The organism is Deinococcus carri, from assembly GCF_039545055.1.
Classification (GTDB): domain Bacteria; phylum Deinococcota; class Deinococci; order Deinococcales; family Deinococcaceae; genus Deinococcus; species Deinococcus carri.
This window is the reverse complement of record NZ_BAABRP010000026.1, coordinates 1-25,462: the sequence shown is the minus strand read 5'-3', so window position 1 is coordinate 25,462 and position 25,462 is coordinate 1. Positions and strand designations below refer to the sequence as shown.

The 25,462-nt window shown below is 68.8% G+C and carries 29 protein-coding genes and 1 tRNA gene; 17 read left to right on the top strand and 13 right to left on the bottom strand.

Annotated features, from left to right (window positions below; translation table 11 throughout):
* The first annotated feature begins 79 nt into the window (after nt 1-79).
* The 5 genes from hspR (at nt 80) to ABEA67_RS18310 (ending at nt 3,340) form a co-directional block, all read left to right on the top strand.
* Nucleotides 80-823: a heat shock protein transcriptional repressor HspR, fused homodimer type gene (hspR, locus tag ABEA67_RS18330; protein ID WP_345468103.1), complete on the top strand. Its 744-nt coding sequence runs from the start codon at nt 80-82 to the stop codon at nt 821-823.
* Nucleotides 820-1,317 carry an NUDIX domain-containing protein gene (locus ABEA67_RS18325; RefSeq protein WP_345468100.1) on the top strand — a complete coding sequence of 166 codons (498 nt, stop codon included), beginning with the start codon at nt 820-822 and terminating at the stop codon, nt 1,315-1,317. The genes hspR and ABEA67_RS18325 overlap by 4 nt, the downstream gene beginning before the upstream one ends.
* Nucleotides 1,314-2,159 (top strand): metallophosphoesterase, encoded by an 846-nt coding sequence (locus ABEA67_RS18320; RefSeq protein ID WP_345468098.1) that lies wholly within the window; start codon nt 1,314-1,316, stop codon nt 2,157-2,159. Before ABEA67_RS18325 ends, ABEA67_RS18320 begins: the two co-directional genes overlap by 4 nt.
* Before the next feature lie 17 nt (nt 2,160-2,176).
* On the top strand, nt 2,177-2,707 hold the full coding sequence (locus ABEA67_RS18315; RefSeq protein ID WP_345468096.1) for a phosphoribosyltransferase family protein: 531 nt from the start codon (nt 2,177-2,179) through the stop codon (nt 2,705-2,707).
* 87 nt (nt 2,708-2,794) lie between these two features.
* Nucleotides 2,795-3,340: a phosphoribosyltransferase family protein gene (locus tag ABEA67_RS18310; RefSeq protein ID WP_345468094.1), complete on the top strand. Its 546-nt coding sequence runs from the start codon at nt 2,795-2,797 to the stop codon at nt 3,338-3,340.
* A 60-nt stretch (nt 3,341-3,400) separates the two neighbouring features.
* On the opposite strand, the gene ABEA67_RS18305 is transcribed toward ABEA67_RS18310, so the two are convergent.
* Entirely contained in the window at nt 3,401-3,796 is a 396-nt protein-coding gene (locus ABEA67_RS18305; protein ID WP_345468092.1) for an Hsp20/alpha crystallin family protein, read from the bottom strand.
* A gap of 204 nt (nt 3,797-4,000) precedes the next feature.
* On the opposite strand from ABEA67_RS18305, the gene miaA reads away from it, so the two are divergent.
* Together miaA and glgC are read left to right on the top strand one after the other, a co-directional pair.
* Nucleotides 4,001-4,906 (top strand): tRNA (adenosine(37)-N6)-dimethylallyltransferase MiaA, encoded by a 906-nt coding sequence (gene miaA, locus ABEA67_RS18300; RefSeq protein ID WP_345468089.1) that lies wholly within the window; start codon nt 4,001-4,003, stop codon nt 4,904-4,906.
* A gap of 220 nt (nt 4,907-5,126) precedes the next feature.
* The gene (gene glgC, locus ABEA67_RS18295; RefSeq protein WP_345468087.1) at nt 5,127-6,368 is read left to right on the top strand and encodes a glucose-1-phosphate adenylyltransferase; all 1,242 of its coding nucleotides are present in this window, start codon (nt 5,127-5,129) and stop codon (nt 6,366-6,368) included.
* Nucleotides 6,369-6,477: 109 nt separating this feature from the next.
* On the opposite strand, the gene ABEA67_RS18290 is transcribed toward glgC, so the two are convergent.
* The 6 genes from ABEA67_RS18290 to ABEA67_RS18265 form a co-directional block, all read right to left on the bottom strand.
* The gene (locus tag ABEA67_RS18290; RefSeq protein ID WP_345468085.1) at nt 6,478-8,124 is read right to left on the bottom strand and encodes a methylmalonyl-CoA mutase family protein; all 1,647 of its coding nucleotides are present in this window, start codon (nt 8,122-8,124) and stop codon (nt 6,478-6,480) included.
* A gap of 162 nt (nt 8,125-8,286) precedes the next feature.
* A complete protein-coding gene (locus tag ABEA67_RS18285; RefSeq protein ID WP_345468083.1) occupies nt 8,287-9,288 on the bottom strand; it encodes an isocitrate/isopropylmalate dehydrogenase family protein in 1,002 nt (333 codons plus the stop codon).
* Between the two features lie 35 nt (nt 9,289-9,323).
* Nucleotides 9,324-10,325: an FAD-dependent oxidoreductase gene (locus ABEA67_RS18280; RefSeq protein WP_345468080.1), complete on the bottom strand. Its 1,002-nt coding sequence runs from the start codon at nt 10,323-10,325 to the stop codon at nt 9,324-9,326.
* Complete coding sequence (mnmC2, locus tag ABEA67_RS18275) at nt 10,298-10,975, bottom strand: tRNA (5-methylaminomethyl-2-thiouridine)(34)-methyltransferase MnmC2 (RefSeq protein WP_345468079.1); 678 nt, start codon at nt 10,973-10,975, stop codon at nt 10,298-10,300. Before mnmC2 ends, ABEA67_RS18280 begins: the two co-directional genes overlap by 28 nt.
* 40 nt (nt 10,976-11,015) lie before the next feature.
* Nucleotides 11,016-11,489 carry a YsnF/AvaK domain-containing protein gene (locus tag ABEA67_RS18270; protein WP_345468078.1) on the bottom strand — a complete coding sequence of 158 codons (474 nt, stop codon included), beginning with the start codon at nt 11,487-11,489 and terminating at the stop codon, nt 11,016-11,018.
* A gap of 106 nt (nt 11,490-11,595) precedes the next feature.
* Nucleotides 11,596-12,468, bottom strand: a complete 873-nt coding sequence (locus ABEA67_RS18265; protein ID WP_345468076.1) for a PRC and DUF2382 domain-containing protein — start codon at nt 12,466-12,468, stop codon at nt 11,596-11,598.
* 383 nt (nt 12,469-12,851) lie between these two features.
* Here ABEA67_RS18265 and ABEA67_RS18260 point away from each other — a divergent pair, with 383 nt between their 5' ends.
* The 5 genes from ABEA67_RS18260 to ABEA67_RS18240 all read left to right on the top strand — a co-directional run bounded on the left by ABEA67_RS18260 (nt 12,852) and on the right by ABEA67_RS18240 (nt 18,123).
* A complete protein-coding gene (locus ABEA67_RS18260; protein ID WP_345468073.1) occupies nt 12,852-14,879 on the top strand; it encodes an elongation factor G in 2,028 nt (675 codons plus the stop codon).
* 77 nt (nt 14,880-14,956) lie between these two features.
* Nucleotides 14,957-15,979 carry a threonine aldolase family protein gene (locus ABEA67_RS18255; protein WP_345468071.1) on the top strand — a complete coding sequence of 341 codons (1,023 nt, stop codon included), beginning with the start codon at nt 14,957-14,959 and terminating at the stop codon, nt 15,977-15,979.
* Nucleotides 15,980-16,048: 69 nt separating this feature from the next.
* On the top strand, nt 16,049-17,023 hold the full coding sequence (locus tag ABEA67_RS18250) for a CPBP family intramembrane glutamic endopeptidase (RefSeq protein ID WP_345468069.1): 975 nt from the start codon (nt 16,049-16,051) through the stop codon (nt 17,021-17,023).
* An 8-nt stretch (nt 17,024-17,031) separates the two neighbouring features.
* Complete coding sequence (locus ABEA67_RS18245; RefSeq protein ID WP_345468067.1) at nt 17,032-17,409, top strand: YkvA family protein; 378 nt, start codon at nt 17,032-17,034, stop codon at nt 17,407-17,409.
* A 24-nt stretch (nt 17,410-17,433) separates the two neighbouring features.
* Nucleotides 17,434-18,123, top strand: a complete 690-nt coding sequence (locus tag ABEA67_RS18240; RefSeq protein ID WP_345468065.1) for a YIP1 family protein — start codon at nt 17,434-17,436, stop codon at nt 18,121-18,123.
* Between the two features lie 50 nt (nt 18,124-18,173).
* Here ABEA67_RS18240 and ABEA67_RS18235 read toward each other — a convergent pair whose 3' ends face one another.
* The gene (locus tag ABEA67_RS18235) at nt 18,174-18,671 is read right to left on the bottom strand and encodes a DUF456 domain-containing protein (RefSeq protein ID WP_345468063.1); all 498 of its coding nucleotides are present in this window, start codon (nt 18,669-18,671) and stop codon (nt 18,174-18,176) included.
* A gap of 81 nt (nt 18,672-18,752) precedes the next feature.
* On the opposite strand from ABEA67_RS18235, the gene ABEA67_RS18230 reads away from it, so the two are divergent.
* Together ABEA67_RS18230 and ABEA67_RS18225 are read left to right on the top strand one after the other, a co-directional pair.
* Nucleotides 18,753-19,343: a peroxidase-related enzyme gene (locus tag ABEA67_RS18230; protein WP_345468062.1), complete on the top strand. Its 591-nt coding sequence runs from the start codon at nt 18,753-18,755 to the stop codon at nt 19,341-19,343.
* Between the two features lie 78 nt (nt 19,344-19,421).
* On the top strand, nt 19,422-19,601 hold the full coding sequence (locus tag ABEA67_RS18225) for a hypothetical protein (protein ID WP_345468060.1): 180 nt from the start codon (nt 19,422-19,424) through the stop codon (nt 19,599-19,601).
* Between the two features lie 85 nt (nt 19,602-19,686).
* Here ABEA67_RS18225 and ABEA67_RS18220 read toward each other — a convergent pair whose 3' ends face one another.
* The 4 genes from ABEA67_RS18220 to ABEA67_RS18205 all read right to left on the bottom strand — a co-directional run bounded on the left by ABEA67_RS18220 (nt 19,687) and on the right by ABEA67_RS18205 (nt 22,450).
* Nucleotides 19,687-20,529, bottom strand: coding sequence for a 3-hydroxyacyl-CoA dehydrogenase family protein (locus ABEA67_RS18220; protein WP_345468058.1), 843 nt, complete (start codon nt 20,527-20,529; stop codon nt 19,687-19,689).
* An 81-nt stretch (nt 20,530-20,610) separates the two neighbouring features.
* On the bottom strand, nt 20,611-20,934 hold the full coding sequence (locus ABEA67_RS18215) for a YciI family protein (RefSeq protein WP_345468056.1): 324 nt from the start codon (nt 20,932-20,934) through the stop codon (nt 20,611-20,613).
* 5 nt (nt 20,935-20,939) lie between these two features.
* Nucleotides 20,940-22,121 (bottom strand): thiolase family protein, encoded by a 1,182-nt coding sequence (locus ABEA67_RS18210; RefSeq protein ID WP_345468053.1) that lies wholly within the window; start codon nt 22,119-22,121, stop codon nt 20,940-20,942.
* Nucleotides 22,122-22,171: 50 nt separating this feature from the next.
* Nucleotides 22,172-22,450 (bottom strand): nucleoside triphosphate pyrophosphohydrolase, encoded by a 279-nt coding sequence (locus ABEA67_RS18205; RefSeq protein WP_345468051.1) that lies wholly within the window; start codon nt 22,448-22,450, stop codon nt 22,172-22,174.
* Between the two features lie 49 nt (nt 22,451-22,499).
* Here ABEA67_RS18205 and ffh point away from each other — a divergent pair, with 49 nt between their 5' ends.
* Together ffh and ABEA67_RS18195 are read left to right on the top strand one after the other, a co-directional pair.
* Nucleotides 22,500-23,846, top strand: a complete 1,347-nt coding sequence (ffh, locus tag ABEA67_RS18200) for a signal recognition particle protein (RefSeq protein ID WP_345468048.1) — start codon at nt 22,500-22,502, stop codon at nt 23,844-23,846.
* 82 nt (nt 23,847-23,928) lie between these two features.
* Nucleotides 23,929-24,004: transfer RNA gene (locus tag ABEA67_RS18195), tRNA-Lys, on the top strand.
* A 406-nt stretch (nt 24,005-24,410) separates the two neighbouring features.
* Here ABEA67_RS18195 and ABEA67_RS18190 read toward each other — a convergent pair.
* Entirely contained in the window at nt 24,411-24,686 is a 276-nt protein-coding gene (locus tag ABEA67_RS18190; protein WP_345468045.1) for a helix-turn-helix transcriptional regulator, read from the bottom strand.
* A gap of 99 nt (nt 24,687-24,785) precedes the next feature.
* Between ABEA67_RS18190 and ABEA67_RS18185 the strand changes: the two genes are divergently transcribed.
* A complete protein-coding gene (locus ABEA67_RS18185; RefSeq protein WP_345468043.1) occupies nt 24,786-25,286 on the top strand; it encodes a hypothetical protein in 501 nt (166 codons plus the stop codon).
* Nucleotides 25,287-25,462: the final 176 nt, after the last annotated feature.

Genomic DNA, 25,462 nt, shown 5'->3' with positions numbered 1-25,462 from the left:
CCGCGTCCTGCTTCCCGCGTACCTCTTTTCACCTTTCGCCACCTTCAAGAACCTTGCGGCGGGTATACTCAACCCAGGTATGGCCACCGATTCCAAGCATCGCCCCGTCTACGTGATCTCGGTCGCGGCGGAACTTGTGGACATGCACCCGCAGACGTTGCGGCTGTACGAGCGCAAGCAGCTGATCCGCCCCGGACGCAGCAGCGGCAAGACCCGGCTGTATTCCGAGCGCGACATCGAGCATCTGCGCGAGATTCGCCGCCTCACCCAGGAACTCGGTGTCAACCTCGCCGGCGTCGAGGAGGTCATGCGCCTCCAGCACGAACTCGACGACCTTCAGGGCGTGTTCGAGGCCGAGATCGAGCGCCTGGAGGACGAGCTGCGCGAGCGCGCCGAAGCGCCCCAGGCCCTGCCCGCCCCGGACGGCAAGCTCGACCCGCGGGACCGCCCGGTGTACGTCATTTCCATCGCGGCGGAACTCGTGGACATGCACCCGCAGACGTTGCGGCTGTACGAGCGCAAGCAGCTGATTCGCCCTGGGCGCAGCAGCGGCAAGACCCGGCTGTATTCCGAGCGCGACATCGAGCATCTGCGCGAGATTCGCCGCCTCACCCAGGAACTCGGCGTCAATCTCGCCGGCGTCGAGGAAATCATGCGGCTGCGCCACCAGATCGAGGCGGCCCGCGCCCACATGGAGGGCAACGTGCAGCGCCTCCAGCAGGACATCAGCGACCGCATGACGAGTTTGCGTACCCTGCCCGCCCCGGAAAGGGCCGGGGGCCAGGCGCACGGCCAGGATGGGGACGCGGAAGACGCCGAATGAGGGCGGTGCTGGCAGGCGTCCGGGAGGTTCTGAACCGGCGCGGGCGCGGGGCGCACAGGGTTCGCCAGCGGGTCGGCGCGGGCGTCGCCGTTCTGAACGGCCGGGGTGAAGTCCTGCTGGTGCGCCGGGCCGACAACGGCCTGTGGGACCTGCCCGGCGGCGGCGTGAACGTGGGCGAGGAGGTGGGGGCCGCCGCCCGCCGCGAGTTGTCCGAGGAAACCGGCCTGCGCGTGGGGCCGCTCACCCTGCTGGGTGTGTTCAGCGGGGAGGCGCACCGCCACACCTACCCGGATGGTAACGTGGTCGCCTGGGTCACGGTGCTGTACGTCGCGCGGCCCGTGGAGACTCAGTCCCCGGAGCATCAACCCCGCGCCGGGGACGACGCCGCGCAGGTCGCCTGGTGGCCCCTGGCCGCGTTGCCGGGGGAGGTGAGCGCCGCCGGCCGCGCTTACTTCGAAGCCCTCCACGCCCACCTCGGCGGGGAGGGGACGTGACTCCTGAGCTGTGGGTGATGGCCGACGTTCACGGTGCCCTCGCCAAGTTGCGCGTGCTGCTGCGCGGGGCCGGGCTGACGGATGATGGGGATGGCTGGACGGGCGAGCGGGCGCACCTCGTCTTTCTGGGCGATTATCTCGACCGGGGGCCGGACGGCCTGGGCGTGGTGCGCCTGATTCGCCGCCTGGAGGGGGAGGCGCGGGCGGCGGGGGGCCGCGTGACGGCGCTGCTGGGCAACCACGAGGTGATGTTCCTGGGCGCGCAGCGCTTTGCGGGGGAGGCGGCGGACCCCTCCGGCCTGCGCGAGTACTGGCTGACGAATGGCGGGCAGCCGCAGGACGCCGCGGGGCTGGAACCCGCCGACCTCGCCTGGCTGTCGGCCCGCCCGGCCCTGGCCCGTGCCGGGCGCTGGCTGCTGCTGCACGCGGATTCCTCCCTGTACCTGCACCTGGGCCGCAGTGTGGACGCCGTGAACACCCACGTCGCCCGCCTGCTCCAGAGCCGCTCGCCGGAGGTCTGGGGCCAGTTCGCCAGCGCCTTTGCCGACCGCCTGGCCTTTGCCGAGCGTGGGGGCGAGCAGGCAGCGCGGCGGCTGCTGGCGGCCTTCGGCGGAGAGCGGCTGGCCCACGGTCACACGCCCATCCCCCTGCTGCTGGGCGGGGACGACGGCGCGCCCGGAGGAGAAGGAACGCCGCAGGGTCCGGTCGTGTACGCCGGGCATCTGTGCGTGGCCCTGGACGGTGCCCTGGCCTACCGCCGGAACGCGGGCTTCATCACCCGGCTGAGTGACCGGGGCGTGGCGGAGGTCGTGGCCTATGCGGACGCCGCCGCGCATTCCTGAGGGGTACACTCAGCCGCGTGAAGACGCACAAGGTCGAGGTCGGGAACGTGACGCGCGAACTGCCGGTGGTGCCGGTCGCGCCGGGGGTCAGCGTGGCCCTCTTCAACATGCTGGGCGACACCGAGGTCACGGAGGCCGCCGGGCGTGAACTCGCGGCGCGGCTCCCCGCCGACATCGACGTGCTGGTGACGCCCGAGGTCAAGGCCCTCTCGCTGGCCCACGTCATCAGCCGCGAAACCGGCAAGCCCTACATCGTGATTCGCAAGACGCAAAAGCCCTACATGGTGGACCCGGTGGCCCGCGAGGTCGTGAGCATCACCACCGGCAAGCCCCAGCTGCTGGTCCTCGACGGCTTCGACGTGCCAAAAATCCGCGGCCACCGGGTCGCCATCGTGGACGACGTGGTGTCCAGCGGCGGCACCCTCCATTCCCTGCGCCAGATCATCGAGGAGGTCGGCGGCGAGGTCGCGGCCGTCGTCGCCGTGTTCACCGAGGGCCAGGAACGCCCGGAGGTCACGGCGCTGGGGCACCTGCCGCTCTACACCTGAAGTGGGCACAGCACCTGAAGCGGGGCCGCGAGGGGTCGCGCCTCCCCACTTTTGCCCCCATTTGCCTTTTCGGGTAGGGTGGGCGGCGTGAGCCAACTCGACAAGACGGCCCTGAGTGTCACGGTCGGTGACGTGACCCGCGAACTTCCCACCGTGCGCGTCGGCAGCGTGGGGCGCGTGCCCCTGGTGGAGTTCATCGGGGACAGCGCGTTTACCAACGCCGCCGCCGAGGCGATGCTCCCGCTGATTCCGGAGGGGACCGAGGTGCTGCTCACGGTCGTGACCAACGCGCTGCCGCTGGCGCACGAACTCAGCGACCGCTCGGGCCTGCCCTACGAGGTCGCCCGCAAGAAACGCCGCACCTACATGCAAGCCCCCCTGATCCAGGAGGTTCCCAGCATGACCCTGGGCGTGAGCGAAACGCTGTGGCTCGACGGCCCCCACGCGGCCCGCCTGAAGGACAAGCGCGTGACCATCGTGCAGGACGTGGTGGCCTCGGGCGGCACGGCGCAGGCCCTCGCGCGGCTGGTCGAGCGGGCGGGCGGCACCGTGGCGGGCTACCTCGCCGCCTTCAAGCAGGGTAATTCCCAGTTGCCCCTGATCTACCTTCAGGAGCTGCCGCAGAGCATCTGAAGGCAACAGGGACAGAACAGGGCCGCCAGCTTCCCGTGGCGGCCCTGTTTACCATCGTCCTCAGGCGTGGTTCGTGTCGCTCGCGTTCACGTCGATGGTGGGGTGACGCTTCTCGAAGCTCACGCTCAGCACTCCGGCGTTCAGTCGGGCCTGACCGCTGCGGGGAATGACCGTTTCTGGAAAGGAGAGGGTGCGGGTAAAGGTTCCGGCAGAGCGCTCGGCGCGCAGGCGGCGTTCGGGGGCCTCGCGGCGGCCTGCGACGGTGACGGTGCCTTCTTCCTCGTGCAACTCCAGGGAGTCCGGGTCCACGCCCGGCACGTCGAGCAGCAGCAGCAGGTGCGTGCCCTGATCCACCCAGTCGGCGGGCGGCGTCCAGGGACCGCCCTGGCCCAGCGTCTCGACCTCCTCGCGGAGGGTCATCAGGTGCTGGAGACGTGCAAGAACCGGCTCGTTCATGCGGTCCAGGCTACCATCCGTGCCGGGCGGATTTGTCCGGGTTGGAGATGAGGGACAGCAGAACTTTCTCATGCCGTCCCGGCGTCGGCCTCGGTCACCTTTCCGGGCCGAACGAAGTGAGAAACCGTGATAAGGGCGGCGTGAAGTGGAGTTGCTGCCCAGGACACGCGGCAACGGAACGGAGCGCCGCCCTAGAATCCCCCCGTGAAGGCTGTCCCCATTCTCACGGCCCCCACCGCGGCCGGCAAGACGGCGCTGGCGCTCGCGCTGGGCGCACAGTTCCCGCTGGAGGTCGTCGCCGCCGATGCCTTTACCGTGTACCGGGGGCTGGACATCGGGACGGCCAAGCCCACGCCGGCCGAACGCGCGAAAGTCCCGCACCACCTCCTCGACGTGGCAGATGTCACCGAGGCTTACGACGTGGCCCGCTACGTGCGGGGGGCCGAGGCCGCCATCGCGGACATCCTCGCGCGGGGTCGCCTGCCGCTGGTGGTGGGGGGCACCGGGTTCTACCTTTCCGGGCTGGTGCGTGGCCTGCCCCTCACGCCGCCCGCCGACCCGTCCAGCCGCGCGGAGGTGGAGGCCGACCTCGCCGCGCGGGGGCTGGACGCCCTGCTGGCGGAGGTGGCCGCCGTCAACCCCGCGGAGGCGGCCCGGATGGAACGCAACCCGCGCCGGGTGGTGCGGGCGCTGGAGGTCTACCGCCGCACCGGGAAGTTTCCGGGCGACTTCGGCCACCGCCCACCCGCTTTTGCCTACCGGGTCTTCGCCTTCACGCGCCCCTGGCCCGACCTCGAAGTGCGCATCGCCGCCCGCGTGCGGGCCATGCTGGCAGGCGGCTGGCCGCGGGAGGCCGCCTGGCTGGCCGCACAGGTTCCCCCCGAACAGCAGCCGCGCCCGACGGTCTGGCAGGCCCTGGGGTACCGCGAGGCGCTGGCCGTGGCCACGGGGAGCCTGACGGAGGAGGAGGCCGCCGCGCGCATCACCGTGGCGACCCGGCAGTACGCCAAACGGCAGCTCACCTGGGCCAGGACCCAACTGGGGGCTGTCCCCGCCTCCCCGGACGAGGCAGCGCGGGCGCTGGCGGCTTTTCTGGGGGCGCAGGGCTGAGGGGCCGGGGCAGGGCCTGTCCCCATCCATTCTTCACGTTCTGCCCCTCACTTCTGTGGGTCTGACCGGCCCCTCAGCCCGACCCGCTACACTGCGAGGTGAGCAGCACCGCCACCGCGCCCGGCTGGGCCAGCACTTGCGGCTCCAGCAGGGCGCTTCGTCAGGAACCGGGAGAGCATTCACGTTCCCGGTGTCCGGCCGCTCTCAAGGGGGGAAGCACATGAAGCCACGGGTTCTCGGCATGATTCTCGCGGGGGGACAGGGGTCCCGTCTCGCGCCACTGACCCTGAAACGCTCCAAACCCGCCGTGCCCTTCGGCAGCAAGTACCGCATCATCGACTTCGCCATCAACAACTTCATCAACAGCGGCGTCTTTTCCATCTACGTCCTGACCCAGTACAAGGCGCAGAGCCTCACCGAACATATCCAGCGCGGCTGGCGCTTCGGCACCTTCCTCCAGGACTACTTCATCACGCTGGTGCCCGCGCAGATGTACCGCTACGAGGAACTCGGCGCGGTATGGTACCGCGGTACCGCCGACGCCGTGTACCAGAACCTGCACCTGGTCGACAACTTCGACGCGGATTACGTGGCGATCTTCAGCGGTGACCACATCTACAAGATGAACGTGGAGCACATGCTGCAAGCCCATGTGGACGCCCGCGCCGACGTGACCATCGCCGCCTACCCGATGCCCCGCACGGACGCTCACCGCTTCGGCGTGATGCAGGTGGACGACCGCTGGCGCGTGACGGAGTTTCTGGAGAAACCCGCCAACCCGCCCGGCCTGCCCGGCGACCCCCACACCAGCCTCACCAGCATGGGCAACTACATCTTCTCGCGCCGCGCGCTGGAGGAACTGCTCCACACCAGCATCAGCGCCGAGTCCGACGGGTTCGATTTCGGCCATGACGTGCTGCCGCGCGCCCTGAGTGACGGCTACCACGTGCAGGCCTACGACTTCCACAAGAACCCCATTCCCGGCCAGTCCGGCCCCAACCTGTACTGGCGCGACGTGGGGACCCTGGACGCCTACTTCGACGCCAGCCTCGATCTGGTCAGCGTGAACCCCGAGTTCGACATCTACAACCCCGAGTGGCCGCTGCGGACCAGCAGCGAGTTCAGCCCGCCCGCTAAGTTCGTCCATGAGGCGGAGGGGCGCAAGGGCCAGGCCTTCAACTCCATCCTTGCCGGAGGCGTGATCGTCAGCGGCGGCACCGTGCGCGACTCCATCCTCAGCCGCAACGTCCGCGCCCACTCCTACTCGCTCGTCGAGAGTGCCGTGCTGTTCGACGACGTCGAGGTGGGCCGCCACTCCCACCTGCACCGCGCCATCGTGGACAAGGACGTGATCATCCCCCCCGGCACCAAGATCGGCCTCGACCACGAAGAAGACCTCGCCCGCGGCTTCACGGTGACGGAAAACGGCGTGGTGGTGGTGCCGAAGAGCTATACGTTCTGAGGGAGCGGCCAGCTTCCAGCGGCCAGTCGCCAGCGAAAAGAAGGGGGGCACTCCAGACGGAATGCCTCCCCTTCTTGTCTTTGCTGGAAGCTGGTGGCTGGAAGCTCCCCTACACCAGCACCGGCTCCACGTACTCCCCGTACACCTTCTTCAGCGTGTCCATCTGCTCGCCCAGGGTGGCGTAGGCGTGGGCGCACTCTAGGAAGGCGGGCATGGTGTTGGCCCCGGTGACGGCGGCGTCGCGCAGGGCCGAGAGGGCGGCCTCCACCCGCACGGGGTCGCGTTCGCGGCGCACCTGGGCCAGGCGGGCTTCCTGCACGCGCTCGACTTCGGGGTCGATCAGTTGAATGGGCACCTCGACCGCGTCCTGCACGAACTCGTTCACGCCCACGATGATGCGGTCCTTGGTTTCCACCTCGCGCTGGTAGCGGTAGGCGGCCTCGGCCATCTCCAACTGGAAGAAGCCGCTCTCGATGCCGGCCTCCACGCCGCCCAGCGCGCGAATCTGCTCGATGTAGCCCATCGCGGCGGCCTCGATGTCGTCGGTGAGCTTCTCGACGTAATAGCTGCCCGCCAGCGGGTCAATGACGCCCGCCACGCCCGTCTCGTAGGCGATGATCTGCTGGGTACGCAGGGCGATGGTGGCGGCCTCCTCGGTGGGCAGCGCCAGCGCCTCGTCGAAGGAATCGGTGTGGAGGCTCTGGGTGCCGCCCAGCACGGCGGCGAGCGCCTGAATCGCCACGCGGGCGATGTTGTTCAGCGGCTGCTGCGCGGGTAAGGAAACGCCGGCGGTCTGCGAGTGCGTGCGCAGCATCCACGACTTGGGGTTCTTCGCGCCGTAGCGGTCGCGCATCTGCCGCGCCCAGATGCGGCGGGCGGCGCGCAGCTTGGCGATTTCCTCGAAGAAGTCGTTGTGGATGTCCCAGAAAAAGGAGATACGCGGCGCGAACTCGTCAATGTTCAGCCCCCGCTCCAGCGCCTTTTCCACGTAGTGGAAGCCGTCCGCCAGCGTGAAGGCCAGTTCCTGCACGCCCGTCGCCCCCGCCTCGCGGATGTGGTAGCCGCTCACCGAGATGAAGTTCCACTTCGGCACCACGCGCGGCCCCCACTCGAAGGTGTCGATCACCAGCTTCACGCTGGGCGAAGGTGGGTAGATGAACTCCTTCTGCGCGATGAACTCCTTGAGGATGTCGTTCTGGATCGTGCCGCCGATGCGGGTCAGGTCCTTGCCCTGCTTCTGCGCGTTGGCGATGTACATGGCCCAGATCGCGTTGGCCGGGGAGTTGATCGTCATGGAGGTGGTGACCTTCTCGGGGTCGATGCCCTGAAACAGAATCTCCATGTCCGCCAGAGAGGCGACCGCCACGCCGCACTTGCCCACCTCACCCTTGGAAAAGGGGTGGTCGGAGTCGTAGCCCATCAGGGTAGGTAGGTCGAAGGCGGTCGAGAGGCCCGTCTGCCCGGCCCGCAGCAGCGCGTGGAAGCGTTCGTTGGTCTGCTCGGCGCTGCCGAAGCCCGCGAACATACGCATGGTCCACAGCTTGCCGCGGTACACGCTGGACTGCACGCCGCGCGTGTAGGGGAACTCGCCGGGGTAGCCCAGGTCGCGCTCCGCGTCCCAACCTTGCAGGTCGTCGGACGTGTAGAGCGGCTCGGGGTCCATGTCGGACAGGTTCTTGAAGTTGTACTTGCGTTCGGGGAACTTCTGGGTGGCGGGCTGGTAGACGCTGCTCATCCACTCGTTCTTGCTTTTCATCTGGGCACCTCTGACAGGGGCGAAAAACTAACGCTCGTTAGGTAGGAATAGGGTAGCAGAAGGCGGGCGCGGGAGGGGGCCAGCGCTTCTCAAACGAGAAGAGACAGACCGATCAGGCCTGTCTCGCGGGGAGGTGGGTTGGAAAACGGGAGGCCCGGCCGCTCAGCCCAGGCGGGCGATCACCGCGTCGGTGAATTCCTTCGTTCCGGCGGTGCCGCCCAGGTCGCGGGTGCGGGGGCCTTCGGCCAGGACGGTGTTCACGGCGTTGTCGAGGCGGCGAGCCACGTCGTTCGCGCCGAGGTGGTCGAGCATCAGCACGGCGGCCAGGATGGTGGCGGTGGGGTTGCTGATGCCCTGCCCGGCGATGTCGGGCGCGCTGCCGTGGACGCTCTCGAAGATGCCGAAGCGGTCGCCCACGTTGCCGCTGGCCGCGATGCCCAGACCGCCCACCAGCCCCGCCGCGAGGTCCGAGAGAATGTCCCCGAACATGTTGGTCATGACCATCACGTCGAACTGGGTGGGGCTGCGCACAAGCTGCATGGCCGCGTTGTCCACGATCATGGTGCCCGTATTCAGGCCGTCAAAGGCCTTCGCCTCGTCCAGCACGGTGTTCATGAAGAGGCCCTGCGTGACGGGCAGCACGTTGCTCTTGTGGACCACCGTCAGCTTCTGGCGGCGCTTCATGGCGAGGTCCGCCGCGAACTTGCCGATGCGGGCGCTGGCGTCCTTGGTAATGACCGTGTCCGCGATGGCGGTGTCGCCGTAGCGGCGCTCCTGCTCGACGTAGAGGCCCTGGGTGTTCTCGCGGACGATCACCAGGTCCACGTTCTCGTAGGCCCCGGGCACCGGGCGGGTGCGGGTGGGGCGGACGTTGGCGTACAGGCTGTACTTCTGGCGCAGGTGGCGGATGGCCCCGAAAAAGCCCGCGGGCTTCTCCCCGCTGGGACTGGTCGCCGCGCCGAAGAGGGTCGCGTCGGTGTTCTCGATGGCCTCGTAGGTCGCCTGGGGCACGCTGGTGCCGTGGTCGAGAAAGTATTCGTAGCCAGCCTCGGCCGTCACGTACTCGGCGTCCAGGCCGGAGGCTTCCAGCACGCGGCGGGCGGCGGGGATGACCTCGTGGCCGATGCCGTCCCCTTCAATCAAGCAGATGCGGTACTTCGCCATAACCTCGCCAGTCTAGACGTTCTCTGGAGTAGGCGTCACACTCTCAGCGCCGCCACCACGTCACCGGCGACGTGACGCGCGTGCAGCGGCCCCAGCAGGAAGCCCTTGCTGCCCAGCCCCGCCAGCCGCCAGACGCCGTCGGCCCCGCGCCCGGCCGTCAGCCCGGCGAGGCGGGAGCCGCTCCAGCGCCCCGTGACCCGGTTCCCGCTCAGGTCCGTCAGCGCGTCGGCCTTGCCCAGCAGCCAGCGCAGGGAGGGGAGAGGCAGCGCCGGTTCCTTCCAGGTGGGCGTGGGGGCCTCGAAGGTCGCGCCCAGCACGCCTCCCGTCCCAGCGGGTGCGAGATAGGCCCCGAAGCTGAAGGGCACCTCCGTCACCGCGCGGTCCAGCGTCAGCAGCGTGCCTGCCCGGTGGGTGCCCCCCTCGCCCGCCCAACCCGCGCCCACTGACCCGCCGCACCACACCACGGCGTCCCCCCGCAGGAGCTTGCCGCTGTCCAGCGTGACCGTTCGTGCGTCCCAGGCGGTGGCCCTGGCCCGCACGACCTCCGCCCCCGAGAGCTTGAGCAGCCCCGCCGTGAAGGCCGCCCCGTCCAGCCAGCCGCCCTCCGGCAGCCAGAGGGCGTGTGCCCAGCCCACCGCCAGTTCGGGGGGCCGTTCCTGCACGGAGAGCCAGCGGTGCGGCAAGGCCGCGGGGAGGTTGCGCTCGAACTTCTGGCGGGTCCGGTCGTCGGGCACGGGGCGCAGCACGCCGCCCCGCCCGTGGGGGACCTCCACGCCCGCTTCGCCCAGCGCGTCCACCAGCGCCCAGGTGAGGCGCAGCCCCTCCACGGCCCCTGCCGCCACCTGTCCCGACTGGCCCCGCACGGGGTTGACCAGCGCGGAGGGAACCTGGCTGGCCGCGTGAAGTCCGGTGTCCACCACCGTCACCCGCGCGCCCCGCTGCCCGGCGAAGTAGGCGACCGACGCACCCGCCACGCCCCCGCCGACCACCAGCACGTGGGGCTGGCTGCTCACGCTTCCCGCACGGCCCACAGGCATTCGCGTTTGCCGGGGGGACCGGGCCGCCGCTCTGGCCGCAGCCCGGCCCCCGCCAGCGTGCGGCGGACGTGCCCGGCGGCGCTGTAGGTCGCCAGGACCCCTCCCGGCGCGAGGGCCTGGGCCAGACGCCCGGCCAGCGCCGGGGTCCACACCTCGGGATTCCGGGCGGGCGAGAAGCCATCCAGATAGAGGGCTGTGGCCCAGCTCTGCGGCAACTCCGCCTCCAGCACGTCCCCGAAATGGACCGTCAGGGTGACGCCCGGCACCTCGACCACCAGGGGCGAGGCCTGACCCCACCCGGCCAGCAGCGCGGCCCAGGCGGGATGGTTGGCCCCCTCGCCGCCCGCCCCGACCGCGCGCAGCACCCCGGCCGGGGCGGGGTCGAACTCGTAGGCGAGGTATTCCAGGGCCGTGCCCCGGCGGGCCACCTCCGCCAGGGTGGCGCGGAAGTTTACCCCCAGGCCGAAGCCTACCTCCAGCACACGCGGGGCCGGGTGCTGGTCCGTTCCGGTGCCCTCCACAAAGACATGTCGGGCCTGCGCCGCCGCGCCGTGCCGCGAGCCGTAGGCCTCGCCGAAACGGAGACTCTGCGCCGTGCGCGAGCCGTCCGGCGTCACAATAAGTTCGCCCACCGGGCTGCCCTGCTTCATGGGAGCAGGATAGGTCGCGGTGGGCGGGAGAAGCTGACCTTCAGAGGTTGTCTGTCCGGGTGCTGTCCAGTTCGCGGACCTCGCCCTCCAGGCCCTGCACGTCCAGTTCCTCGCGGCGCAGCGTGATCTGCTCGCTGTGGGTAAAGGTCTGGCGCTGCTTGGCGATGGTGACTTCCTGAAGGGGAAAGACCTGCTTGCGAACCTCCGCCCGCTCCTCGGAGAGTTCCACCGTGTAGACGCGCCCCGGCTCCAGCACCTCGCCGTTCATGCGGACGCGGCCCACGCCGTCGGTGACCGTGATTTCCAGGTGTTCGTTGGTCAGCGTGACCGGCACCACCTCCTGCCGCTCGGTCACCACCCGGCGAATCTGCACCGCGCCCGTGAGGTCGCGCAGCACCTCCACCTCGGCCCGCTCCTCGTGCAGCACGAGCCGCTCGACGATTTCGCGCCGCTCGGTGCCCTCGGCCAGCCCGGCCGTGTCCAGCGCCTGTTGCTCCCGCTCTCGTTCGTCCATGCCTGCTTCCTTTCTCCCCGCCCTGAGGTTGAGGCTTTTGCCGGCGCTGACCCCCAGCCGTACAGCAAAGAGGCGGGGTTGCCCCCGCCCTGCTCTGCCCGCCAGCTTAGAGGTCGCGGTCCGTCCGGGTGGTGTCCGTGACAGTCGTGTCGGTGCGGGTGGTCGTGTCCATGCGGTCACCGTTTTCCAGGCGCACTTCGCCGGTCTTGTTCACGTCCAGCACCTCGCGGCCCACGGTGTCGGTCACGGCCTGCGTCTCGGTCACGGTGCGCTTGCCGATCTCGACTTCCTCGGTCACGTAGGCCTGCTTCTGGACGTTGGCGCGCTCGGCTTCCAGGTCCACACGCACGGTCTCACTGGCCGCGCCCAGCACCGCGCCGTCCACCGGGCGGGCATCGGTCACGGGGTGACGCTCGATGATGACTTCCTCGCGCTGGAGGGGCACATTCACGGTTTCCTGGCGGGTTTCGACGTGCTTGCCGATCTCCACCGACCCGGCGCGGATGCGGTCCTTGTTGACCACCAGGCGCTCTTCGAGCAGCTGGAGGCGGTCAGGCGTGCGGTAGGCACGGTCGCGGTAGGTGCTTTCCGTCTCGGTGGTGTCCGTGCCGCGCAGCACGCGCTCGTTGGTGGCGAAGCGCTCGTCGGTGTACTGCTGCTCCATGCTGTACTGGTCCAGATCGCGCGCCTGGTCGCGGGTCAGGTTGTCGAAGTACACTGCGTCGTCCGCGAAGCGGGCCTCACCGACTGGCACGGCCACTTCCTTCGAGGAGAACCAGCCGCCCACATCCAGGATCAGGTAACGGATGCGGCCGGTGTCAGGGTTGACCAGCGCGTCGCGCACGGTGCCGATCTTCTCGCCGTTGTACCCGTAGGCGGTGTTGCCGCTGGGGTTGTACACGCCCGTCCCGTTCAGGTCGAGCTGGCTGTCGCTGTTCAGATCGGACAGGCGGACGAGGTAAGTCTGGTTCTGGGTCATATGAAGCCTCCGTTGTACTTGAGATGCCGTTGCGCCTGATCACTTGCCAGGGCGTTTCCGGTACTGCCGCAGTCTGAGTGCTACAGCTCACCTTCTGCTGAGCCGCAGCTAAAGCCCCTCCTGAGGTGACCTTGAGCAGGAGGTCATGAACCTAGGAAGGAGCCGCGCCGGGCCTTGCTTTTCGCTGTCGGCTGTGTCAGGGCCGGGGTCCTGCACGGCCCGGACGACACCGTTCCCCCTTCACTTGCCCCCTGGCTGACCACTGAGCCGCCGCGCCGACCGCGGGTGTAAGCTCTGGGCACCTTCAATCGCCTCTGCCCGCGTGGTGGTCGTTCGCCTGCCTGCTTCTTGCTTCGTGTCTGGAAAGGGTCCGGTGATCTTGCATGCCGTCTGAGTCCGTCTCGTCCGGCCATACCCCGGTTCGGATTGTGAGTCTCGCCGCGCACAGCGGTGCGGGAAAAACCACGCTGTCGGAGGCCCTGCTCGCCCTGAGCGGGGCCTTGCCACGTGCCGGGCGTGTGCCCGACGGCACCACCCAGAGCGACCACACTGACGCCGAGAAACAGCACGGCTTCTCCATCACGACCGGGGTGCTGCGGCTCAGGCGCGGCGGCACCGACATCACCCTGCTGGATACGCCGGGCTACGCCGACTTCGTGCGCGAGATTCGCGGGGGCATCCGGGCGGCGGATTCGGTGCTGGTGCTGGTGAGCGCGGTAAGCGGTGTGGAGGTGGGCACCGAGCGCGTCTGGGCCACCGCCGACCGCTTCTCGATGCCGCGCGTGGTCGTCATCGGCAAGATGGACCGCGAGCGCGCCAACTTCCACGCGGTGCTGGCCGACATCCGCGCGAGTTTAAAAGGCCCGGTGGCGGCGGCCTTTTTGCCGGTGGGCGAGGGGCCGGACTTCCGGGCGGTGGTGGACGTGTTGGACGCGGACCCGGGCAGCGTGCCCGGCGAACTCCGCGAGGCGCTACGCGAGGCCCGCGAGGCCCTGGTGGACGCTATCGTCGAGACCGACGACGCCCTGATGAACCGCTATCTGGAGGGGGAGGAGATCGGCCCGGACGAACTGCGCGCCGCCTTCCTGCGGGCAGTCCACGCAGGCACCCTCTACCCGGTCCTGCCGGTGAGTGCCGAGACAGGCGTGGGCGTCCCCGAACTGCTGAATCTGATGGTGGAGGGGCTGCGCAGCGCCTCCGAGCGCGGCGTGCTGACCGGCCTGGACGGGCAGACGCGCGAGCCGACGCCGGACGCGCCCGCCTCGGCCCGCGTGTGGCGCGTCTCGGTGGACCCCTTCGTGGGCAAGCTGGCCTATATCCGCGTCTGGAGCGGCACCCTGCGCCCCGGCGACACGCTGCGGAACACCACCCGCGGCGTGGACGTGAAACCCGCCCACCTGTACGTGGTGAGCGGCAAGGAGTTGACCGAGGTGCCTGAACTCCGGGCCGGCATGATCGGCGTGCTCACCAAGTTGCCCGAGCTGCACACCGGGGACACCCTGGCCGACCCCGCCGCGCCCATCGAGTACGACCCGCTCCTTCTGCCCGACCCGGCCCACACGGTCGCCCTCTTCCCGAAAACCCGCCAGGACGAGGACCGGCTGGGCGCGGCCCTGACCCGCCTGCTGGACGAGGACCCCACCCTGCGCTTTGCCCGCGAACCCCAGACCGGCGAGCTGCTGCTGTCGGGCATGGGCGACATGCACACGACCATCGCAGTGGAGAAGCTCGCGGCCCTGGGCGTGAACGTGGACACGGGCGTGCCGCAGATTCCCTACCGCGAAACCATCCGGGCGTCGGCGCAGGCGCAGGGCAAGCACAGGAAGCAGTCGGGCGGACACGGCCAGTACGGCGACTGCCACCTGCGGCTGGAACCCGGTTCCGGCACGGCCTTCCGCTCGGAAGTGGTGGGGGGCGCGATTCCCGGCAAGTACCTCCCCAGCATCGAGAAGGGCGTGGGGGACGCGATGGGGAAGGGACCGCTCGCGGGCTATCCCATGCAGGATGTCCACGTGGCCGTCACGCACGGCAGCTATCACGACGTGGACAGCAGCGACCTCGCCTTCCGCACCGCCGGGGCATTGGCCTTTCGCAATGCGGTGGAGGGGGCCAGGCCGACGCTGCTGGAACCCGTGATGCTGCTGCGGGTGCGTGCCCCCGCGAGCTTCACCGGTGACCTGATCGGCGACCTCCAGACCCGCCGCGCCCGCGTGCAGGGCATGGACCCGGAAGGCACGGTCATCACCATCACCGCCGTCGTTCCGCAGGCCGAACTCCAGACCTACAGCGCCGACCTCCGCAGCCTGACCGGCGACCGCGGGGCCTTCAGCGTCAAGCCCCACGGCTATCAGGACCTGCCCGAACACCTGGCGAAGAAGGTGATCGAGGCGCGGAAGGCGGCGGCGGGATAGGTGTGCAGTACGCGGTGCGCGGTCAAAAGAAGTCCTGACCGCGCACCGCTCCCCGCGCACCGCGTACCATTCCCCCCATGACTGCCACCCTCCCCCGCGTCCTGGCCGACCTCCGTTCCGACACCGTCACCACGCCCACCCCCGAGATGCGGGAGGCGATGGCGCAGGCGGCCGTCGGGGACGACGTGTACGGCGAGGACCCCACGGTCAATGCCCTCCAGGCGGAGGTCGCGCGCCTGACGGGGTTCGAGGCGGGCCTCTTCATGCCCAGCGGCACCATGACCAACCAGGTGGCGATTGCGCTGCACACCCGCCGGGGCGAGGAGGTGGTCTGCGCCGAGGGGTCGCACATCTACGAGTGGGAACTCGGAATGATGGCGACCTTTTCCGGCGTGGTGCCGCGCTTCGTGCCCGCGCCGCTGGGGGTGCCCGACCCGGAGGGGGTGCGCCTGGCGGTGCGCCACTCTGTCCATCAGTCGCCCACTGGCCTCATCAGCCTGGAAAACACCCACAACAAGGCGGGCGGCACGGTGATTCCGCTGGAGGTGCTGGCCGCCATCCGGGGGGTCGCGGACGCGGAGGGCCTACCCCTGCACCTCGACGGCGCGCGGGTCTTCAACGCCGCCGCCGCGCTGGGCGTGCCCGTCTCCGAAATCACGCGCCATTTCGACACGGTCAGCGTGTGCCTCAGCAAGGGGCTGGGTGCGCCCGTCGGCAGCGTGCTGGTGGGCAGCGCCGCCGCGATGAGGGGGGCGCACCGCTACCGCAAGATGATGGGCGGCGGGATGCGGCAGGCCGGGGTGCTGGCCGCCGCCGCGCTGGTGGCCCTGCGTGACGGCCCCGCCCGCCTGAAGGCCGACCACCGCCGCACCCGCCGGCTCGCGCAGGCGCTGGCCGAGGCGGGCTTTGACGTGAATCTCGCCGCCGTGCAGACCAACATCATCTACGTTACTCTGCCGGACGCGGCGGCCCAGGTGGCCCGCTGGGCCGGGCAGGGGGTGCTGGCGAGTGCCCTGGGGCCGGATTCGGTGCGCTTCGTGCTGCACCATCAGGTCAGCGACGAGGCCCTGGAGGAGGCCATCCGGGTGCTGACGGCATGAGGGCTGGCCCGCCGACCTCCGCCTTTTGTTGGAGGCTCCCTCCCGCTCTCACGCGGTAGGCTGACCCCCATGACGGTCCCGGACGTGCCCCCCGCCCCCCCGCTTCCCCCCACGGATGCGCCCGTCCCGCCGCCTGGGCCGGGCATCCGTGCGGTGGACGGCAACCGCGCGGCGCTGACGCTGCTGCTGGTGCAGAACGTGGTGTCGGCGCTGCTGCTGGGGCTGCGGGTGCCGCTGGGCACGGCGCTGCTGGGGTCCTTCGTGGCGACGGTGCTGGTCGGGCTGCTGGCCTTCCGGCCCACGCTCACGGCCCTGGTCCGCGACACGCGCTGGCGTACGCCGCCCTCGTGGGGCACAGCGCTGGCCGCGTTCGTGCTGGCCTTTCTGGCCTCGCGCGCCTTTGCGCTGGCCTTTGTGACGCTGTTTCCGAGTGGGGCGGACGCGATTCCGCAGTTTCTCAGCCACGGTCCGGATCTGTGGGCGCTGGTGCTGGCGGCGGGCGTGCTGGTGCCCTTCGCGGAGGAGGTGGCCTTCCGGGGCCTGATGCTGCGCGGACACGAGCGGGCGGCAGGTTTCCTGGTCGCGGCGCTGACGACCACCTTCGCCTTCGGCATCGCGCATGGGGTCCCGGCGAGCGTCGCGGGCATCCTGCCGCTGGCCTACGCCCTGGCCCGCCTCACGCAGCACACCGGCAGCCTGTGGAACAGCGTGATTGTCCACGCGCTGAACAACACGCTGGCGGTGGTGCTGGGGGCCTTCGTCGCGCGCCACAATCTGGGCGACACGGCGCAGGCCAGCGCGGTCCTCCAGAACCCGGCACTGGCCCTGCCGGTCGCGCTGGGGTCGCTGCTGTTCGGCGGGGTGGTGCTGGCTGTGCTGCACCTGTGGCTCACGCCCCGGCCCGACCCCCAGGAGCGCCGTGCCCCCGGCCCCTGGCTGAGTGGGGCCTACGTGGTCATCCTGCTGTTCGGGGTGGCGTCGGCGGCCTTTACGTTCCCGGCGGTGCAGCAGGCCCTTACCGGCCTGCGCGGGGCACTGCGCTGACCCGCGGGGTGCTGGGGCATCTGCGTGCCCTTGCCCGGCGGCTTAAGGCGGAACTTCTCGCTCTGAGCCTCGCCGCCCGCGACCCGCGCACGCCCTGGCCGGCCCGCCTGCTGGCCCTGCTGGTCCTGGCCTACGCGCTGAGTCCCATCGACCTGATTCCCGACTTCATCCCGGTGCTGGGGCAACTCGACGACCTGCTGCTGGTGCCCGCCGGGCTGTGGTTGGCCCTGCGCCTGATTCCGCCGCAGGTGATGGCCGACGCCCGCGCGCAGGCCGCCGCGCAGCCCGGCCGCCTGGGCCGCAGCCTGTGGGGGCTGGCGCTGATGCTGGGGCTGTACGTCCTGGCCGCCTGGCTGCTGTGGCGCTGGTGGGGGCAACGCGCCTGAACGGGGCCGCTAGAGTGACCGGGTATGGCCCGCCGCACCCGTCCTGCCCCCCCGCCCCCTCCTCCCGAGGCACCGCCTGCCGCCGAACTGCTGAGCAACCCCCGCGCCTTTTTCGAGCGGCTGCGGGCGGCCGAGCCGCGAGCCTGGCGCTACGTGGCCCCGGTGCTGCTGGCCGCCGCGCTGGCGGGCGTGCTGTACGCGGTGCTGCTGCGGCCCGTCGTGGCGGCCACGGCCGGGCTGGAGAATGCCACGCCTGCCTTCACCGCCCACGCGACCAACGCCTTCGGGACCTTCTTCCTGACGGTGCTGGGCGCGGCGCTGATGGCGGGGCTGGGGTACCTCGGCGCAGGGCGGGAGGGCCGGGCGGCGGAGGTGTACGGCGCGACTTTTGTGCTGCTGCCGCCGCTGTATCTGCTGCTGGCCGCGCTGCTGCTGGTGTTGCCGCAGCCCGAGTGGCCGTCCTTTTTCCTGGAGTCTGATGCGCTGCACCGGCAGCAGACAACTCTGCGAGCGCTGGCCCACTGGCCGCTGGCACGCATCGCCGTGCTGCTGATGCTGCTCGCGCCCCTCCTCCAGTTCGCCCTCGCCTATCGCGGCTTCCTGACCCTGACGGATGACCGCCGCCGTGCCCTGACCGGCACCCTGTTGCCCCTGCTCCCCGCGCTGGGCCTGACGGCGCTGGGCCTGTTGCCGGTGCTGGTGCAGATGTTCTGAGACGTGATGGGGGTTCAGGGACGGGGCCTTGCCCCCTCTTTCCTCATCCCTCAAAAGACGCTCCTCGCCGGGTCCCACAGCCGCCACAGCGTGTACGCGCCCATCAGCAGGTGCAGCACCACCTTGGCGGCGAGGCCGGTGAGCAGGCCGACCAGGGTGCCCCAGGCCGCCCGCAGCGCGGCACCGGGCGGCTTGCGGACCACCAGCAACTCCACCAGCAGCGCCCCCGCCAGCGGCCCCACGATCAGGCCGAACGGGATGAAGAGGCCGACCAGACCGCCCGCCAGCGCCCCCCACCCCGCCTGCTTGCTGCCGCCGTAGCGCCGCGCGCCCCAGGCCGAGGCCACGTTGTCCACCAGCGTGACCAGCACCGTGACCACGCCGAAGGTGAGCAAAAAGGGCAGGTCAGGCCAGAGCTGAAAGCCGTCGATGAAGGTGGCTCCGGCCGCCCCGGCAAAGATAATCAGGGTCGCGGGCAGCGCGGGCACGAAGGTGCCGACCATGCCGACCGCCCAGGCGAGCAGAAAGACGAGAAAGGCCAGGCTCATATCCCTGACAGATACGGCGTGACGGGGATGGAGGTTCCAGCAGGGGGCGTGATGTCCCCATTCCCACAGTAAGCTGAACCCATGACCACAACCCAGCCGGAAGCCGGAACGAACCGCCTCTCCTTCCTGCCCGTCCCCGACGAGACGCAGGTGCCCGAGGGCGTGCGCAAGCTGTGGGGCAAGGCCGAGGCGAACATCGGCTTCGTGCCCAACGTGTTCCGGGCGCAGGCCGTGAACGGTGAGCAGTTCCTGGCCTGGTGGAACTATTTCAACCTCCTGCTGAACAAGGAGGGGTATCTGACCAACGCCGAGCGCGAGCTGGTCGCCGTCGTGGTGAGCGGCATCAACCGCTGCCTCTACTGCGCCGTATCGCACGGGGCCGCCTTGCGCGAGTTTGGCGGCGACCCGCAGAAGGCCGACGCGGTGGCCGTGAACTGGCGGCACGCCGACCTCACCGAGCGCGAGCGCACCCTGGCCGAGTACGCCGAGAAACTCACCCGCCACCCCGCCGAGGTCACGGCGGCGGACCTGGACCCCCTGCGCGCCGTGGGCCTGGACGACCACCAGATCATGGAACTCGTGCAGGTGATCGGCATGTTCAACATGACCAACCGCATCAGCAGCGCCCTGGGCTTCGTGCCGAACGCGGAATACTACCGGCAGGGGCGCTGAGGGCCGCGCTTCAGGGCGTCTTAAGCTGGCCACCTGTTGTCCCCGTGAGCGGCTAGGCTGAACTGGAGGAGGCCCACCATGACAGACCGCAAAGGCGAGGGAGAAAGCGGCCAGCTTTCCGAGAGCGCCCGCTCGCGCACCGAGAGCCACGACGAGCCGACGCCGATAGACCAGCCGAACGACAACACCCCGCAGCCGGACGAGAATCCGGGCAAGCACGGCCGCCCCACCGACGACTCCGACCCCGGCCATAGCTGAAGAGGTGCTGAGCTATGAGCCGTGAGCTATGAGGAAAAGGAGCGGAAGGCATTGGCTTCCGCTCCTTTTCCTCATAGCTCAGAGCTTACTGCTCATAGCTGTAAAACCCGCGCCCGCTCTTGCGTCCCAGCAGCCCCGCCTGCACCATCTTCCGCAGCAGGGGCGAGGGGCGGTATTTGTCGTCGCCCAGGCCCTGGTGCAGCACTTCCATGATGGCAAGGCAGGTGTCCAGGCCGATAAAGTCCGCCAGCGTCAGCGGCCCCATCGGGTGGTTCATGCCCAGCTTCATGATCTGGTCGATGGCTTCCGGCTCGGCCACGCCCTCCATCACGCACTGGATGGCCTCGTTCAGCATCGGCATCAGGATGCGGTTGGAGACGAAGCCGGGGTAGTCGTTGCACTCCACGGGCGTCTTGCTCATCTGCCGCGCCGCCTCCGTCACCTTCTGCGCCGTCTCGTCGCTGGTGGAGTAGCCCCGGATCACCTCGACGAGCGCCATCAGCGGCACCGGGTTCATGAAGTGCATCCCGATGAACCGCTCCGGGCGGCCCGAGGCGGTGGCGAGGCTGGTGATCGGGATAGAGGAGGTGTTGCTCGCCAGAATCCCCTCGGGCTTGACGATCTCGCCCAGTTGCCGGAAAAGCTGCGCCTTGACCGCCTCGTTTTCCACGATGGCTTCGACCACCAGGTCACAGTCCGCGAAGTCCTGAAGGTTGGTGGTGAACTGGATGCGGCCCAGCACCTCGGCGGGCGTGCCCGTCAGTCGGCCCTTCTCGTGCAGCTTGGCGAGGCTCTTTTCAATGGTCGCCTGACCGCGGGCCAGGAACTCCTGTTTCACGTCCTGCACCACCACGTCGAACCCACTCTGCGCTGCCACCTGCGCAATGCCGCCGCCCATCTGTCCTGCTCCGATAACTCCGAATTTCATTTTTTCTCCTTTGAGAAGGCTTCCAGCAGCCAGCTTCCAGCTACAAAAGCTGGCGACTGGCAGCTGGAAGCTGGCTGCTTTTCACTCCACCAGCGCCACGCCCTCCAGCGTCAGCGCCTGACCCCGCTTGACCGGCGTGAAGGGCGTGTAGGTGTACTCCGAGCAGCCCTCCAACACGAAGGGGTCATCCCGGAAGACCTCTTCCAACTGTGCCTGACTCTCGGCCTGCGCCAACAGGACGCCGCCCGTGCCGTCCACCTTGCGCCCCGACACGAGGAAGAGGCCCGAGCGGTAATGCTGGTCGAGCCAGGCGCGGTGCCGGGGCGTGACGTCCGCCAGTGCCTGGGCGGGCTTGAGATAACGGCTGGTGATGATCCACAGGGTCGGCGCGTTCGTCGGCGTCATGCAGCTCAGCCTAGCCGCTTGACGCTGAGCGCGAGGCCATTGCCGCCGCCCATGCACAGGGTCGCCACGCCCGTTTCCTTGTCCTGCTGCCGCAGCGCGTACAGCAGCGTGACCAGGATGCGCGCGCCCGAAGCGCCGATGGGGTGCCCCAGCGCCACCGCGCCGCCGTTCACGTTCACCCGCTCGGGGTCCAGCCCCAGCTCGCGCTGCACGGCGAGGCTCTGGACACTGAAGGCCTCGTTCAGCTCCCAGAGGTCCACGTCGTCCACGCTCATGCCGCTGTTTTTCAGCAGTTTCTGGGTGGCGGGCACGGGCGTCATCATTACCCACTCGGGGGCGAGGCCGCCGGTGGCGTAGGAGGTGATCTCGGCCATCGGCGTGAGGCCGTGTGCCTGAGCCGCTTCCTCGGACATGATCAGCAGGCTGGACGCGCCGTCGTTCAGGCCGGGCGCGTTGCCCGCCGTGACCGTGCCGTCCGTCTTGAACGCAGGCTTGAGCCTTGCCAGCGTCTCTGGGCTGGTGTCGGCGCGCGGCCCCTCGTCGGTGTCCACGACCGTGTCGCCCTTGCGGCCCTTCACGGTGACGGGCACGATTTCTTCCTGGAAGCGCCCGCCCTGTTGCGCGGCCATCGCCTTCTGGTGGCTGCCGGTCGCGTAGGCGTCCTGGGCTTCCCGCCCGATGCCATACTTCTCGGCCACGCGCTCGCCGGTCAGACCCATGCCCTCGTCGTTGATGGAGCACCACAGGCCGTCGTGCGTGTTCGCGTCCAGCACCTGCGCGTTGCCCAGGCGGTAGCCCTTGCGCGCGCCGGGTAGGAGGTACGGCGCGTTGCTCATGCTTTCCATGCCGCCCGCCAGCACGGCGGTCTGGTCGCCCGCGCGGATGGCCTGGGCTGCCAGAATCACGGCCTTGAGGCCCGAGCCGCACACCTTGTTGATGGTCACGGCCCCCACCTCGGGCAGCAGACCGGCTTTCAGGGCCGCCTGCCGCGCCGGGTTCTGCCCGCTCCCCGCCTGCACGACCTGCCCCATGATGACGTCCTCGATGAGGTCGGCGGGAATCCCGGCCCGCTTCAGTGTTTCGCGCAGGGTGGTGGCCCCCAGTTCCACGGCAGTCACGTCCGACAGCGCCCCCAGGAACTTCCCGACCGGCGTGCGTGAGGCCGAGACAATTACGGCTTTGTTCATGGGGGCAGTGTAGCGCGGGGAGGCTAACGGGCGTTAGGTTCGCTGCCCGGTCATTCCAGCCAGAGGCGGCGCTCGAAGCCCCCGCGTTCGGCTGCCTTGCGCACCCGCAGCGCCTCCAGTTCGGCTGGCGTGAGGCCGTGGAGCGCCGCCAGCGCGTGCAGCACTTCCAGCACGTCCGCGAGTTCCTCCGGGGTGCGGTCGGTCAGGTATTCCCGCGCCTCCTCCTCCAGCTTGGCCCGGAGTGCCCCGGCGTATTCGGGGGTAGTCAGGGTTCGGTAGCGGCTCTCGGGAAACAGTTCGGGAATGCGGTCGCGGACGAGTTTGGGCATCGGTGCAAGCTACACCAAGCGTTTTGTGCGTGCGTGCTAGCCTCGCCCTATGTTTGAGGCGCTCGGAAACAAGTTGCAGGACATTCTCGACCGCGTCGGGCGGGAGAGCAAACTCACCGACGCGCAGGTCAAGACGGCCATGCGCGAGATTCGCATGGCGCTGCTCGAAGCGGACGTGAACTTCAATGTCGCCAAGGATTTCGTGGCGAAGGTCAGCGAGAAGGCCGTCGGGCAGGAGGTGACGGGGTCGCTGACCGGCGGGCAGACGGTCGTGAAACTTGTCCACGACGAACTGATCGAGACGCTGGGCGGCGAGGCGAAGCAGCCGACCCTCAAGACCGACGGAAACGTCTGGTTCATGGTGGGCCTCCAGGGCGCGGGCAAGACGACCAGCACCGGCAAGCTGGCCGCCCACTACAAGAGCAAGGGCCGCCGCGTGCTGCTGGTCGCCGCCGACACCCAGCGCCCTGCCGCGCGTGACCAGCTCGAAGTGCTGGCGAAGCAGGTGGGCGTGCCGGTCCTCAAGGTGAATGACGGCGAGACGCCCCAGGAAACGAAGCGGCGTCTGGACGAGTACCTCAAGACCGACTACCGCGACCTCGTGATCGTGGACACGGCGGGCCGCCTCCAGATCGACGAGGCGCTGATGGACCAGCTCGCGAACCTCCAGACCGAGCTGAAGCCCACCGAGACGCTGCTGGTGGTGGACGCGATGACCGGCCAGGAGGCGCTGAACGTGGCGCGCGTGTTCGACGAGCGCGTGAACCTCTCGGGCCTGATCATCACCAAGATGGACGGCGACGCCCGCGGCGGCGCGGCGCTTTCGGCCCGCAGCGTGACTGGCCATCCGATTTACTTCGCGGGCACCAGCGAGAAACTGACGGGCCTCGAACCCTTCTACCCCGACCGGGTGGCGGGCCGCATCCTGGGCATGGGCGACGTGCTGGGGCTGATCGAGCGCGCGCAGCAGGCCGACCTCAAGGCGATGGAGGTCAAGAAGCCCGGCGACTTCGACCTCGAAGACCTGCTGCTTCAGCTGCGCCAGATTCGCAAGATGGGGCCGCTGGGCGACCTCCTCAAGCTGATTCCCGGCATGAGCCGCGCGCTGCCCGAGGGCTTCAACGTGGACGAGAAGCAGATTCAGCGCATCGATGCGATGATCTCCTCCATGACGGTGAAGGAACGCCGTAACCCCAAGATCATCGACGGCAAGCGCCGCAAGCGCATCGCGGCGGGCAGCGGCCACACCGTGCAGGACATCAACCGCCTCCTGAAGATGCACGAGCAGATGAAGGACATGATGAAGATGCTCCAGCGCATGAGCGGTGGCAAGGGGCTGGGTCCAGGCATGAAGCCGCCCAAAATGCCCCCCATGCCGCCTCAGATGAAACGCTGACTTCCGGGCCGCGTTGACACCTCCGGGAAGGCTCCGTATACTCACTCCCGCTGAAGCTTCGCGGCCCCAGCGGGAAATGACCGGGACGTTAGCTCAATCGGTAGAGCAGCTGACTTTTAATCAGCGGGTTGTAGGTTCAAGTCCTACACGTCCCACCAAAGAAGCCCCGTCTAGCACGGGGCTTTTTCCATTCACAGTCGGCGCACGAATGCCGAGTGCCACAACTGCGCCACAATGACCTAGCCGGTTAGAGCCGAGCAGCTCCCCATCCGACCGGAAGTGCGCGTGTGAGGCCGGTACCACGCCACATAGAGTCCCGCCTGCTGACCACGGGATAGGGGCAAGGAGAGAATCGCCTTAGACCTCCCGCGCCCCGCGTGTCGAACGCTGTCAGGCGCAAGAGACGCTCTGAAATAGCAGGAGCAAATCCCTGATACACAGGCTGCTGAAAACCGCACGAGAACCGGAGAGGCGAAGACGAGTCGTGGCGCAATACCTCAGCGTTCGTAGGGTGGGCGGCTGACGTGGGTCATGAAGAAAAGAGTGGGACGCTGACAGCCCACGTCATTTACTTTTTCCTGGGTCGGACGCTGCGTGCCAATCGAACGTCAGCAAGCTGTCCACCGTCATGTCGAAGACGTTGGCAATCCGCACAAGGGTGCTGAACCTCAGGTCTACCTTGGCCTTTTCGATCTTGTTTGGATACGCCCTATTCAGTCCTGCCAGGTGGGCAAACGTGTCCTGGCTCCATCCTCTCCCTTTACGGAGTTGCATGATGCGCTGCCCCAGCCGCCGCTGCATCTCCTGAATGTGCTGCTCATCTGGGGGAAAACTTTCCACATCCAGAGGGTCTTAAATCCGCCTCTCACGGTGTCGTTCTATCAGATGTCACCTTATAGGGTGATACACTGATGGTAACGCGACCAGGGAGGGAACCTGTTGAAGATAAGTAGCGAGCAGACGAGAGAATACCTCTACCTGGGCACCATCGAGGTCACCTGTGACCGCATCACCTTGAATCCAGAACCAGAGGAGTTGACGTTGCGGGTGCAGACGCTGACCGACTTTGTGGACGAGGTGGGCTGGATGTGCCCCAGTGCCGACGCTGGTTCCCCCCATGACCTGCCTCCAGTTGAGATGCTCGGTCTCGTTACCGATGGGATATTTGAGGATGTCTGCGACGAGAGTGAGGACGAACAGGCTCGCGCTCTTGCACGTGAGGCTCTGGCCGATGGCCCGTACACCGGTGCCCTTTATGCCATCGGCATCACGCTCGTTCCAGGCACTGTGTCCCGCTTCTGCGACGTTCGTCCTGTGGCTTTCCGCTGCGGAACCACGTGGCGTCATCCGGACGGTTCACGCTGGAATGAGGACGAAGGTGCGTCAGTAATCCAGCGTGTTCTGGACGGCATCCGCGCCGAAGACCGGTGGCTGGTGTGACGCGGAGGCAGGCCCCCTCTTCGCCGCCTTCTCTCCATTTCCGCTGATATCACCGGGCTGGTCTTGAAGACCCGTTGCGCAGTAGCTGAATGGGCAGCGGGGCGACGGCGCACGTCGCCCCGCTGCCCGGCCTCTGCCTTCAGAGGGTGGGCAGGTGGAGTCGGCGTTGCCAGCGG